12 protein-coding genes and 1 riboswitch are annotated in these 12675 nt (G+C 69.2%); of the genes, 9 read left to right on the forward strand and 3 right to left on the reverse strand.

What is annotated here, in order from left to right:
• Positions 1 to 141 precede the first annotated feature (141 nt).
• From rpsB to J7E87_RS27135, 9 genes are all read left to right on the forward strand, one after another.
• Positions 142 to 1110, forward strand: a complete 969-nt coding sequence (gene rpsB / locus J7E87_RS27095) for a 30S ribosomal protein S2 (RefSeq protein WP_215097156.1) — start codon at positions 142 to 144, stop codon at positions 1108 to 1110.
• Positions 1111 to 1216: 106 nt separating this feature from the next.
• On the forward strand, positions 1217 to 2053 hold the full coding sequence (gene tsf, locus J7E87_RS27100) for a translation elongation factor Ts (RefSeq protein ID WP_215097157.1): 837 nt from the start codon (positions 1217 to 1219) through the stop codon (positions 2051 to 2053).
• A 159-nt stretch (positions 2054 to 2212) separates the two neighbouring features.
• Complete coding sequence (gene pyrH, locus J7E87_RS27105) at positions 2213 to 2995, forward strand: UMP kinase (RefSeq protein ID WP_215097158.1); 783 nt, start codon at positions 2213 to 2215, stop codon at positions 2993 to 2995.
• Between the two features lie 128 nt (positions 2996 to 3123).
• Entirely contained in the window at positions 3124 to 3681 is a 558-nt protein-coding gene (frr, locus tag J7E87_RS27110) for a ribosome recycling factor (RefSeq protein ID WP_215097159.1), read from the forward strand.
• Positions 3681 to 4796, forward strand: coding sequence for a phosphatidate cytidylyltransferase (locus J7E87_RS27115; protein ID WP_215097160.1), 1116 nt, complete (start codon positions 3681 to 3683; stop codon positions 4794 to 4796). Before frr ends, J7E87_RS27115 begins: the two co-directional genes overlap by 1 nt.
• 88 nt (positions 4797 to 4884) lie before the next feature.
• Positions 4885 to 5991: a 23S rRNA (adenine(2503)-C(2))-methyltransferase RlmN gene (gene rlmN / locus J7E87_RS27120; protein ID WP_215097161.1), complete on the forward strand. Its 1107-nt coding sequence runs from the start codon at positions 4885 to 4887 to the stop codon at positions 5989 to 5991.
• Positions 5992 to 6010: 19 nt separating this feature from the next.
• A riboswitch (TPP riboswitch) is annotated at positions 6011 to 6135 on the forward strand.
• Between the two features lie 68 nt (positions 6136 to 6203).
• Positions 6204 to 7295, forward strand: coding sequence for a thiamine ABC transporter substrate binding subunit (locus J7E87_RS27125; protein WP_215097162.1), 1092 nt, complete (start codon positions 6204 to 6206; stop codon positions 7293 to 7295).
• Between the two features lie 38 nt (positions 7296 to 7333).
• Positions 7334 to 8950, forward strand: a complete 1617-nt coding sequence (locus tag J7E87_RS27130) for an iron ABC transporter permease (protein ID WP_215097163.1) — start codon at positions 7334 to 7336, stop codon at positions 8948 to 8950.
• Positions 8950 to 9981, forward strand: a complete 1032-nt coding sequence (locus tag J7E87_RS27135; RefSeq protein ID WP_215097164.1) for an ABC transporter ATP-binding protein — start codon at positions 8950 to 8952, stop codon at positions 9979 to 9981. The genes J7E87_RS27130 and J7E87_RS27135 overlap by 1 nt, the downstream gene beginning before the upstream one ends.
• Before the next feature lies 1 nt (position 9982).
• On the opposite strand, the gene J7E87_RS27140 is transcribed toward J7E87_RS27135, so the two are convergent.
• The 3 genes from J7E87_RS27140 to J7E87_RS27150 form a co-directional block, all read right to left on the reverse strand.
• Positions 9983 to 10405 carry a nuclear transport factor 2 family protein gene (locus tag J7E87_RS27140; RefSeq protein WP_215097165.1) on the reverse strand — a complete coding sequence of 141 codons (423 nt, stop codon included), beginning with the start codon at positions 10403 to 10405 and terminating at the stop codon, positions 9983 to 9985.
• 83 nt (positions 10406 to 10488) lie between these two features.
• Positions 10489 to 11409 (reverse strand): hypothetical protein, encoded by a 921-nt coding sequence (locus J7E87_RS27145; RefSeq protein WP_215097166.1) that lies wholly within the window; start codon positions 11407 to 11409, stop codon positions 10489 to 10491.
• 84 nt (positions 11410 to 11493) lie between these two features.
• Positions 11494 to 12621 (reverse strand): LOG family protein, encoded by a 1128-nt coding sequence (locus J7E87_RS27150; RefSeq protein WP_215097167.1) that lies wholly within the window; start codon positions 12619 to 12621, stop codon positions 11494 to 11496.
• Between the last annotated feature and the right edge of the window lie 54 nt (positions 12622 to 12675).

Raw genomic sequence — 12675 nt, forward strand, 5'->3', positions numbered from 1 at the left:
TCTGGCGATCCGGGTCACCGGGTCGACTTCGCACGCCCCGCCACCACACCTTCTTCAGGTCGGTGGCCGCGCTCCTCGGTCCTTTGTGGCACGGCGCGTCGGGGCGTCAGGACATAACCGAGAATCCAAGGAGATACGGCCATGGCCGTCGTCACGATGCGGGAGCTGCTGGAAAGCGGCGTCCACTTCGGTCACCAGACCCGTCGTTGGAACCCGAAGATGAAGCGATTCATCTTCACGGAGCGCAACGGCATCTACATCATCGACCTGCTCCAGTCGCTGTCGTACATCGACCGCGCCTACGAGTTCGTCAAGGAGACCGTCGCCCACGGCGGCTCCATCATGTTCGTCGGCACCAAGAAGCAGGCCCAGGAGGCCATCGCCGAGCAGGCGACGCGCGTTGGTATGCCGTACGTCAACCAGCGTTGGCTGGGCGGCATGCTCACCAACTTCTCCACCGTCTACAAGCGCCTTCAGCGTCTGAAGGAGCTTGAGCAGATCGACTTCGACGATGTGGCCGCGTCCGGCCTCACCAAGAAGGAGCTCCTGGTCCTCTCCCGCGAGAAGGCCAAGCTGGAGAAGACCCTCGGTGGTATCCGCGAGATGTCCAAGGTGCCCAGCGCCGTCTGGATCGTGGACACCAAGAAGGAGCACATCGCCGTCGGCGAGGCGCGCAAGCTCAAGATTCCGGTCGTCGCGATCCTCGACACCAACTGCGACCCCGACGAGGTCGACTACAAGATCCCGGGCAACGACGACGCGATCCGTTCCGTCACCCTGCTCACCCGCGTGATCGCCGACGCCGTCGCCGAGGGCCTCATCGCCCGTTCCGGCGTCGCCACCGGTGACTCCAAGCCGGGCGAGAAGGCCGCCGGCGAGCCGCTCGCCGAGTGGGAGCGCGACCTCCTCGAGGGCGAGAAGAAGGCTGACTCCGACGAGGCTGCCGAGACTGCCGAGGCTCCGGCCGCCGCCGAGGCCGACAAGCCGGCCGAGGCCGCTGCTGAGGCCCCGGCCGCCGAGGCCGCTGCTGAGGCTCCGGCTGCTGAGGCTCCGGCCGCTGAAGCCCCGGCCGCCGAGGCCGAGAAGCCGGCGGACGCCGAGCAGGCCTGATCGCACAGGTTCGGTAGTTGACGGCGGGGGACGGTGCCACAAGCACCGGCCCCCGCCGCTCACCCGTAGATCTTCGACTTTCGACTTTCGAGAGAGATTCAAGGATATGGCGAACTACACCGCCGCTGACGTCAAGAAGCTCCGCGAGCTCACCGGCGCCGGCATGATGGACTGCAAGAAGGCGCTGGACGAGGCCGAGGGCGACGTCGACAAGGCCGTCGAGGCACTGCGTATCAGGGGCCAGAAGGGCGTCGCCAAGCGCGAGGGCCGCTCCGCCGAGAACGGTGCCGTCGTCTCCCTGATCGCCGACGACAACACCTCCGGTGTCCTCGTCGAGCTGAAGTGCGAGACGGACTTCGTCGCCAAGGGCGACAAGTTCCAGGCCGTCGCGGGCGCGCTCGCCGCCCACGTCGCCGCGACCGCCCCGGCCGACATCGAGGCGCTGCTCGCCTCCGAGATCGAGCCCGGTAAGACCGTCCAGGCGTACGTCGACGAGGCCAACGCCAACCTCGGCGAGAAGATCGTCCTGGACCGCTTCGCGCAGTTCACCGGCGGGTACGTCGCCGCGTACATGCACCGCACGATGCCCGACCTCCCGCCGCAGATCGGCGTTCTCGTCGAGCTCGACAAGGAGAATGCTGAAGTCGCCAAGGGCATCGCGCAGCACATCGCCGCCTTCGCGCCGAAGTACCTCTCCCGCGAGGACGTCCCGGCCGAGGTCGTCGAGGCCGAGCGCCGCGTCGCCGAGGAGACCACGCGCCAGGAGGGCAAGCCCGAGGCCGCCCTGCCGAAGATCGTCGAGGGTCGCGTCAACGGCTTCTTCAAGGACGCCACCCTGCTTGGCCAGCCGTACGCGCTCGACAACAAGAAGTCTGTCCAGAAGGTCCTGGACGAGGCCGGTGTCACGCTGAAGCGCTTCGCGCGCATCAAGGTCGGCATCTGACCCGTTAAGCGATCGACACGGGAGCCCGCTAGGGTTCCTTACGCAGTCGCCGGTCGCACTCGCGACGGACGACCGCAGATCTGACGAGGAGGCCATTGCCGACAGGGATACCAGTACCCACGGCAATGGCCTTCTTCGTATGTGCACGAGGAGATCTCCATGAACAAGGGCGCGGACGCCAATCAGGCCGCCGACGACAACTGCGACCACGACGTCAAGAAGGTCGGGCGCTTCATGCTGAAGCTGTCCGGTGAGGCCTTCGCCGGCGGTGGGGGGCTCGGCGTAGACCCCGACGTCGTGCACGCCATCGCGCGCGAGATCGCCGCGGTCGTCCGCGACGGCGCTGAGATCGCGGTCGTCATCGGTGGCGGCAACTTCTTCCGCGGGGCCGAGCTCCAGCAGCGCGGCATGGACCGGGCCCGCTCCGACTACATGGGCATGCTCGGCACGGTGATGAACTGCCTCGCCCTCCAGGACTTCCTGGAGAAGGAGGGCATCGACTCCCGCGTCCAGACCGCCATCACCATGGGGCAGGTCGCGGAGCCGTACATCCCGCTGCGCGCGGTGCGCCACTTGGAGAAGGGCCGCGTCGTCATCTTCGGCGCCGGTATGGGGATGCCCTACTTCTCCACCGACACCACCGCCGCGCAGCGAGCCCTGGAGATCGATGCCGAGGCCCTGCTGATGGGCAAGAACGGCGTCGACGGGGTCTACGACTCCGACCCCAAGACCAACCCCGACGCGGTGAAGTTCGACGCGCTGGAGTACGGCGAGGTGCTCTCGCGCAACCTCAAGGTCGCCGACGCCACCGCCATCACGCTCTGCCGCGACAACGCTCTTCCGATCCTCGTCTTCGAACTGCTCGCCGAGGGCAATATCGCTCGGGCCGTCAAGGGTGAGAAGATCGGCACGCTCGTGAGCGACCAGGGCACCCGGGCCTGACCCGGGGGACGTCCCTCGAGGGATAGACAAAGTCCTGCCGGTCGGACACCGTGCAGGGAAAGACGCGACACGGGGTTCCGCCGGCCCAGTTTGACGCCGGGCCTACTCAAGACACGCAGGAGCAAGTGGTGATCGAAGAGACCCTCCTCGAGGCCGAGGAGAAGATGGAGAAGGCCGTCGTGGTCGCCAAGGAAGACTTCGCCGCGATCCGCACCGGACGTGCGCACCCGGCGATGTTCAACAAGATCGTGGCGGACTACTACGGTGCGCTGACCCCGATCAACCAGCTGGCCTCGTTCTCGGTTCCCGAGGCACGGATGGCCGTGGTGACTCCGTTCGACAAGAGCGCGCTGCGCAACATCGAGCAGGCGATCCGCGACTCCGACCTCGGCGTCAACCCGAGCAACGACGGCAACATCATCCGGGTGGTGTTCCCGGAGCTCACGCAGGACCGCCGCAAGGAGTACATCAAGGTCGCCAAGACCAAGGCCGAGGACTCCAAGATCTCGATTCGCTCCGTGCGCCGCAAGGCCAAGGAGACCATCGACAAGCTGATCAAGGACGGCGAGGTCGGCGAGGACGAGGGCCGCCGCGGGGAGAAGGAGCTCGACGACACCACCGCGAAGTACGTCTCGCAGGTGGACGAGCTGCTCAAGCACAAGGAAGCCGAGCTGCTCGAGGTCTGATGAACGACTCTTCCTGGGGGGCCCCGCCGAGAGCCGGTTTCTGGGGACCGCCCGACCAGGGGCCTGCCCCGGCGGGTCCCGCATACGATGAGCATGACGCACAGCAGACTCGGCCCATGCCCATCGTGCCGGACTTTCCCGACGCAGGTAGAGACGCCGAAGACCGCGGCGATCGCGATCACCGCGACGACAGCAACGACCGCGATCGGGGGGCCGCTCGGCTGGGTGGCCCCCCGATCCGCGACGAGATTCCGCAGGAGCCCATGCCCACCCCGCCGGCGGCGCCCGAACCGCAGAAGAAAAGGGCCGGCCGTGATCTGCGGGCCGCCATAGGGGTCGGCGCCGGTCTCGGCGCCGTGATCGTCGCGTCGCTCTTCATCGTCAAGGCCGTGTTCGTCGGCGTGATAGCGGTCGCCGTCGTGGTCGGGCTGTGGGAACTCACTTCGCGGCTGGAGGAGCGCAAGCAGATCAAGCCGCCGCTGGTGCCGCTCGCCGTCGGCGGCGCGGCGATGGTCGTGGCCGGTTATGTGCGCGGCGCCGAGGGGGCCTGGGTGGCCATGGCGCTCACGGCGTTGGCGGTGCTGGTCTGGCGGATGACGGAGCCTCCCGAGGGCTATCTGAAGGACGTCACGGCGGGCGTCTTCGCGGCTTTCTACGTTCCCTTCCTGGCGACTTTCGTATCGATGATGCTCACTGCGGACGACGGCCCGCTGCGGGTGCTCACCTTCCTGATGCTGACCGTGGTCAGCGACACGGGTGCGTACGCCGTCGGCTGGCGGTTCGGCAAGCACAAGCTCGCGCCGCGCATCAGCCCGGGAAAGACCCGCGAGGGCCTGGGCGGCGCGGTGGCGTTCGCGATGGGCGCGGGTGCGCTGTGCATGGAGTTCCTCATCGAGGACGGCACCTGGTGGCAGGGTCTGCTGCTGGGCTTCGCGGTCGCGGTCAGCGCCACACTCGGCGACCTGGGCGAGTCGATGATCAAGCGGGACCTGGGCATCAAGGACATGGGCACGCTGCTGCCGGGGCACGGCGGCATCATGGACCGGCTGGATTCGCTGCTGCCCACGGCGCCGGTGGTGTGGCTGCTGATGGTGATCTTCGTCGGGTCCGGCTGACCTATCTGACCTGCGCTTTTATCGGTGAGGGGCTCGTTGTTCACAGGCGGCGGGCCCCTCTTCGTATCTCTGCGACACTGGTAGCACCATGCCCAAGCCCGGAGAACTCACTTTCGTCGCGCCCCGCGGAGCCAAGAAGCCCCCGCGGCACCTCGCCGACCTCACGCCCGCCGAGCGCAAGGACGCCGTCGCCGCGATCGGCGAGAAGCCGTTCCGCGCCAAGCAGCTCTCGCAGCACTACTTCGCGCGGTACACCCACGACCCCACCCAGTGGACCGACATCCCCGCCGCCGCGCGGGAGAAGCTCGCGTCCGAGCTGCTGCCCGATCTGATGTCGGTCGTACGGCATATTTCGTGCGACGAGGACGCCACCCGCAAGACGCTGTGGCGGCTGCACGACGGCACGCTCGTCGAGTCCGTGCTGATGCGCTACCCGGACCGGGTGACGATGTGCATCTCGTCGCAGGCCGGCTGCGGGATGAACTGCCCCTTCTGCGCCACCGGGCAGGCGGGGCTCGACCGCAATCTTTCGACCGCCGAGATCGTGCACCAGATCGTCGACGGCATGCGCGCCCTCCGTGACGGCGAGGTTCCGGGAGGCCCGGCGAGGCTGTCCAACATCGTCTTCATGGGCATGGGCGAGCCGCTGGCGAACTACAAGCGTGTCGTGGGCTCCATCCGCCGCCTGACCGACCCCGAGCCGGACGGGCTCGGGCTCTCGCAGCGCGGCATCACCGTGTCGACCGTCGGCCTGGTACCCGCGATGCTGCGCTTCGCCGACGAGGGCTTCAAGTGCCGGCTCGCCGTCTCGCTGCACGCGCCGGACGACGAGCTGCGCGACACTCTCGTCCCGGTCAACACCCGCTGGAATGTACGGGAGGTGCTGGACGCCGCCTGGGAGTACGAGGCGAAGTCCGGCCGCCGCATCTCCATCGAGTACGCACTGATCAGGGACATCAACGACCAGGCGTGGCGGGGCGATCTGCTGGGCCGCCTCCTCAAGGGCAAGCGGGTCCATGTGAACCTGATCCCGCTCAACCCGACACCGGGGTCGAAGTGGACTGCCTCCCGTCCCGAGGACGAGAAGGCGTTCGTGGAGGCCATCGCGGCCCATGGCGTGCCCGTCACCGTCCGGGACACCCGTGGCCAGGAGATCGACGGAGCGTGCGGTCAGCTCGCTGCCACCGAGCGGTAATCTTGGCTCGAACATTTTCATATTCCGACAGGGGAGCGCCACAGCGCTGAGAGTGCGACCACCGCCGAGAACGAGCACAGCGGTCGCAGACCCTCTGAACCTTGCCCAGGTCATTCTGGGTAGGAAGTTCGGTCACCACTCAAGCTGTTGCGCCCTGCTCACTTGGTGAGCAGGGCCGCGTCTCTTCCTGGTCACTCCAGGAGGAAGTCTCAGTGAGCACCACCAAGAAGTTGACGGTCACCGCCGTCGCCGCCGCTCTCGGCATATCGAGCCTCGCGGCCTGCGGCGGGGAGTCCAAGGACTCCTCCGCCGGTGGTTCGAAGTCCAAGACCGTGACACTCGTCAGCCATGACTCCTTCGCCGCCTCCCCGGCCGTGCTGAAGGAGTTCACCAAGGAGACCGGTTACACGGTCAAGGTGCTCAAGAGCGGCGACGCGGGCGCGGCCCTCAACAAGGAGATCCTCACCAAGGGCTCCCCGCAGGGCGATGTCTTCTTCGGCGTCGACAACACCCTGCTCTCCCGGGCGCTCGACAACGAGCTGTTCACGCCGTACGTCGCCGAGGGCCTCGGCCAGGTGCCCGACGAGGTACAGCTCGACAAGGACAAGCACCGTGTCACGCCCGTCGACACAGGCGATATCTGCGTCAACTATGACAAGAAGTACTTCGCCGACAAGAAGCTCGCGCCCCCGCAGTCCTTCGACGACCTGATCAAGCCCGAGTACAAGAACCTCCTCGTCACCGAGAATGTCGCGACCTCGTCGCCCGGTCTCGGCTTCCTCCTCGGCAGCGTCGGCAGGTACGGCGACGAAGGCTGGCAGGACTACTGGAAGAAGCTGAAGGCCAACGGCGTCAAGGTCGTCGACGGCTGGGAGCAGGCGTACAACGAGGAGTTCTCCGGTTCCGCGGGTGGCAAGAAGGCCAAGGCGGACCGGCCGCTGGTCGTCTCGTACGCCTCCAGCCCGCCCGCCGAGGTGCTCTACGCCGATCCGCAGCCCGCCGACGCGCCCACCGGTGTCGCGACCGGAACCTGCTTCCGCCAGACGGAGTTCGCGGGTCTTCTCGACGGCGCGAAGAACGAGGCGGGCGGCAAGGCCCTCCTGGACTTCCTGGTCTCCAAGAAGTTCCAGGAGGACATGCCGCTGAACATGTTCGTGAACCCGGTGGTCAAGGACGCGAAACTGCCCGATCTGTTCACCAAGTTCGGCGCGGTCGTCGACGAGCCGGAGACCGTCGCGCCCGACAAGATCGCCAAGAACCGTGAGCAGTGGGTCCAGTCGTGGTCCTCGCTCGTACTGAAGTAAGCAGGTCCGTACGCGGGAATGCGGCGCGGCTCGGGCTGATGGCCGGGCCCGTCGCGTTCTTCGCGGTCTTCTTCGCCTATCCCGTCGTCGCGATCGTGGGCCGCGGTCTGGAGATCGACGGGGTTTGGCAGTTCGGGCGGATCAGCGAGGTGCTGGGCCGCCCGGACATTCAGCGGGTGCTGTGGTTCACCATCTGGCAGGCGCTCGCCTCCACCGCGCTCACCCTGCTGATCGCGCTGCCCGGCGCGTACGTCTTCGCCCGTCTCGCATTTCCCGGGAAGCGGCTGCTGCGGGCGGTGGTCACGGTTCCGTTCGTGCTGCCGACCGTCGTCGTAGGAACGGCCTTCCTGGCGCTGCTGGGTCGCGGCGGGCTGCTCGACGAGCTGTGGGGCGTCAGGCTCGACACGACCGTCTGGGCCATCCTGCTCGCCCATGTCTTCTTCAACTACGCGGTGGTCGTACGGATCGTGGGCGGTCTGTGGTCGCAGCTCGACCCGCGTCAGGAGGAGGCCGCGCGCGTCCTGGGCGCCGGGCGGTTCGCGGCCTGGCGGCGGGTGACGCTGCCCGCGCTCGCGCCCGCCGTTGCGGCGGCCGCCCTGATGGTCTTTCTGTTCACCTTCACCTCCTTCGGCGTCGTCCAGATCCTCGGCGGGCCGACCTTCGCCACGCTCGAGGTGGAGATCTACCGGCAGACGGCTCAGCTGCTGGATCTGCGCACGGCGGCCGTGCTCACGCTGCTGCAGTTCGCCGCGGTCGGCGCGATCCTCGCCGTGCACGCGCGGACGGTACGGCGGCGGGAGACCGCGCTGAAGCTGGTGGACCCGGCCCGGACCGCGCGGCGACCGCGTGGCCCGGGGCAGTGGGCGCTGCTCGGCGGGGTGCTCGCCACGATCCTGGTGCTGGTGCTGGCGCCGCTCGGCGTCCTGGTCGAGCGCTCCTTCGACGGTCCCGGAGGCTATGGCTTCGGCTACTACCGGGCGCTCGCCTCCAGTGACGCGAGCGGCGGGGTGTTCCTCGTACCGCCCATCGACGCCGTGTGGAACTCCCTGCGTTACGCGCTCGTCGCGACTGCCATCGCGCTCGCCGTCGGCGGCCTCGCCGCGACCGCGCTCACCCGGAAGGCCGGCCGACTGGTGCGCGGCTTCGACGCGCTGCTGATGCTTCCGCTCGGAGTCTCCGCGGTGACCGTCGGCTTCGGCTTCCTCATCACCCTCGACAGGCCGCCGCTCGATCTGCGCGGGTCGTGGATTCTGGTGCCGCTCGCCCAGGCGCTGGTCGGCGTGCCCTTCGTCGTACGTATCATGCTGCCGGTCCTGCGGGCGGTGGACGAGCGACTGCGCGAGGCCGCGGCGGTGCTCGGCGCGTCCCCGCTGCGTGTGTGGCGGGAGGTGGACCTGCCGCTGGTGCGCCGGGCGCTCTTGATCGCCGCAGGGTTCGCATTCGCCGTGTCGCTCGGCGAGTTCGGGGCGACCGTCTTCCTCGCCAGGCCCGACAATCCGACGCTGCCGGTGGCCGTGGCGCGTCTTCTCGGCCGGCCCGGTGAGCTCAACTACGGGCAGGCGATGGCGCTGAGCACGATCTTGATGGTGGTGTGCGCGGCGGCGCTGCTGGTACTCGAACGAATTCGTGCTGACCGAAACTCCGGAGAGTTCTGATGGCGTTGCTGCGGCTGGAAGGCGTGACCGTACGGTTCGGGGCGCGGGCGGCGCTGGACTCGGTGGATCTGGAGATCGCCGAGCACGAGATCGTCTGCGTGCTGGGGCCGAGCGGCAGCGGCAAGTCCACTCTGCTGCGGATCGTCGCGGGGCTGCAGGCCGCGGACGCCGGGCGGGTGCTGCTCGCCGGCGCCGACCAGGCCGGGGTGCCGGTGCACCGGCGAGGCGTGGGCCTGATGTTCCAGGACCACCAGCTCTTCCCGCAGCGAGATGTGGGCGGCAACGTCGCTTTCGGACTTCGGATGCACGGCAGTGGCCGGACCGAACAGGCCCGCCGCGTGGACGAGTTGCTGGAGCTCGTCGGCCTGCCTGCCGCGCAGAGACGGGCCGTTGCCTCGCTGTCCGGCGGTGAGCAGCAGCGGGTGGCGCTGGCCCGGGCGCTCGCGCCGGAGCCCCGGCTGCTGATGCTGGACGAGCCGCTCGGACAGCTGGACCGCGGACTGCGGGAGCGTCTCGTCGTCGAACTGCGCGGGCTGTTCGGGCGGTTGGGCACCACCGTGCTCGCCGTCACCCACGACCAGGGCGAGGCCTTCGCGCTCGCCGACCGCGTCGTCGTCATGCGGGACGGACGGATCGCGCAGGCGGGCACGCCGCTGGAGGTCTGGGAGCGGCCGGCCTCCGAGTTCGTGGCCCGTTTCCTCGGCTTCGACAACGTGGTGGCGGCGACAGTGTGCGGCGGCGCCGCCGACACGGTGTGGGGCAAGATCCCGGTGCCTGAGGGTTCGCCGCAGGGCGAGCGCAAGGTGCTGGTGCGGCCCGCCGGGGTGCGGCTGGCCGACGCCTCGGACGGACTGCCCTGCACAGTCGAGGGGCGTACGTTCCGGGGCAACCACGTCGCCGTACAGCTGCGGCCCTGTGACGGGCCGCGACTGGAGGCGGAGTGCTCGCTGCGGGACGCACCGGAGGAAGGGGCCCAGGTCGGGGTCGTGTTCGCCGCGGCCGACGTGGTGGTGCTGGACCCGGCCGGGTGAGCTACCGGCCCGCGCAGGCGGCCGCGATCGCGAGGCTGTCCTCGTACACCCGGTAGCGGGTGATCAGGCCGTCCTCGACGGTCAGACGCATCGCGAACGGCGACCGGAAGGACTTGCCGGTGGCCCGTACGGTGCCCGCGAGCCGCCCGGCCAGCATCGCCTCCCTACCGTCCACGACGATCACGTGGACGGCCGTGGCGTCCGGGTCCGGCGTCTGCCCCTCGGCCAGCGCGCGGAAGTGCTCCGCGACATCGGCGCGCGTCGAACGGGGCCGGATCCAGGGGACCGTGGGGTTCTCGGCGATCGCCCAGTCGACCTTCTCGGCGAACAGCGCGGCGATACGGTCGGGCTCGCCCTGCGCGATCCGCCCCAGGAAGTCCTGGACGGTGGCGCGGGTGCGGTCACTCGTGTCGGTACTCGTCATGGGACGAGCTTGCTGCTCGCCGCGGGAAGCGTCGATTACCTGCCGGGTAATGAACGGTCGGCCGACCGGGTAGTGGAGGCGGGTTAGGGGACGGAGAGCAGCTCATCGGGGTGCGCCTTGTCCGACTGCGGCTCCGTGCCGTGGGCCTCGGGCGCGCCGAACCAGGCCACAGCGACCGCGCCCGCCACCGCCAGTACGAAGCCGAGAATCGCGATCCAGGCGAAGCCGGGGCGGGACGAGTCGCCCAGCCACAGCACGCCGATCATGCCCGGCAGCACGGTCTCGCCGACGACCAGCGCCGCCGTCGCGCCGTTCACCGAGCCGATCTGCAGGGCGATGGTGTGCAGATACATACCGCCGATTCCGGCCACCAGGATCGCGTAGAGCGCCGGGTCCGAAAGCAGGGCGCCCAGGTCGAAGGGGTCGATGCCGTTCAGTACGCGTACGCCGACGCCCAGTGCGCCGAAGCCGAGGCCGGACAGCAGACCCGCCAGGATCGCGGCGCGCGCGCCGAGGAGGCGTACGACGACGGTGCCGCCGACCATCAGCAGCAGCGAGATCGCCAGCAGCCACCAGTGGGTCGCGATCGGGGTGTGGCCGCTGCCCTCCGGGCCGGCGGCCGTGGCCAGCAGCACCAGGGCCGAGCAGACGACGGCGATGGAGGTCCATTCGGCGCGGTTCAGCCTGATGCCCAGCAGTTTCACGCTCAGCACCGCGGTGATCACCAGATTCGCGCTGATCACGGTCTGCGACAGGAACAGCGGGAGCAGGCGGGCGGCCAGTGCGCCCAGGCCGAAGCCGACGAAGTCCAGGATCGTGCCGACGATGAACTCCCAGGTCATCGCCGCCTGCGCGGTGGAGGACAGGTTCGGCCCGCCGTGCTGGGTGACGCCCGCCGCGGCCGCAGTGCGGCGGGCGGCCTTGCGGGATCCCACGGCTTGCAGCACCGACCCCGTGCCGTAACAGATCGAGGCCGCGACAGCGGTCAGTAGGCCGATCAGCACCAGGGGGCTCCGTTCGCGTGAGGTCAGTCCAACTGCCAGACGTGAGTTCGGGGCCGGAAGTTGCTTCTGCTTAAGTGCCGCTCGTCACCCGAGGCCGGTGAGGCGGCGCAGCGCGTCAGGCGCCTCGTCGACCGAGTCGACGAGCGCGATACGCGACCCCATCGGGCGGCCCGCCGCGAGGGACTGGAGCAGCGGCCAGGTGGGGAGCCGCTCCGTCCAGTGCGTGCGGTTGACGAGGACCATGGGGGTCGGTTCGCCGCGGGACTCGTAGTAGTTCGGCGTCGCGTTGTCGAAGATCTCCTGGACCGTGCCGGCGGCGCCGGGCAGGAAGATCACGCCGGCGTTGCAGCGGGCGAGGAGGCCGTCCTCGCGGGTGGCGTTGGCGAAGTACTTGGCGATGTGACCCGCGAAGGCGTTCGGCGGCTCGTGGCCGTAGAACCAGGTGGGGATGCCGACGGAGTCACCGCCGCCGGGCCAGCGGCCTCGTACCTCGAACGCGGCGGCCGCCCAGTCGGAGATCGAGGGGACGAACGAGGGGGCCTTGGCGAGGAGTTCGAGCGCCTCGTCGAGCATCGCGTCGGGGTGCGGGGCGGCGTACGCACCGAGGTTCGCGGCCTCCATCGCACCCGGTCCGCCGCCGGTGGCGACGGTGAACCCGCCCCTCGCGAGGGCCTGTCCGAGGCGGGCGGCGCCGGCGTACGCGTCGGTGCCGCGGGCCATCGCGTGGCCGCCCATCACGCCCACGACGCGGGCGCCGACGAGGAGTTCGTCCAGGGCGTCGGAGATCGCGTCGTCGTGGATCGACCGGAGCATCGAGGCGAAGATGTCGCCGTCGGCTTTGGTCCGCTGGAACCAGTCGTAGGCGAGGGCGTCGGGGGTGGCTTCGTAGCCACCGGCGGCGAGGCCTTCGAAGAGCTCGTCGGGGGAGTAGAGGAGCCCGCGGTACGGGTCGAAGGGCAGGTCGGGGACGGGCGGAAAGACCAGCGCGCCGTCGGTCCTGACCTTGGCGGCGGCGTCCGGCTGCATGCGACAGCCGAGGAAGACGGCGCCGGCGGTGTCGGTGGAGAGCAGGGCGAAGGTGCGGTCCGTCAGGTCGACGGACTGGACGCGGTGCCCGGCGAGTGAGCCGTTGGCGACAAAGTGGTCGAACTCCTCAAGGGTCTCTGTCTCGCGATCGTGACTGTGGGCCTGCCGTCCGTGTCCATGCACCATGCGGCCACGATAGGCGCTGCGAGGTGGGGGCGGCGAGGGGCGGGTCTTTCCTGC

The sequence above is a fragment of the Streptomyces sp. ISL-1 genome, from assembly GCF_018614585.1.
In the GTDB taxonomy this organism is placed as follows: domain Bacteria; phylum Actinomycetota; class Actinomycetes; order Streptomycetales; family Streptomycetaceae; genus Streptomyces; species Streptomyces maoxianensis.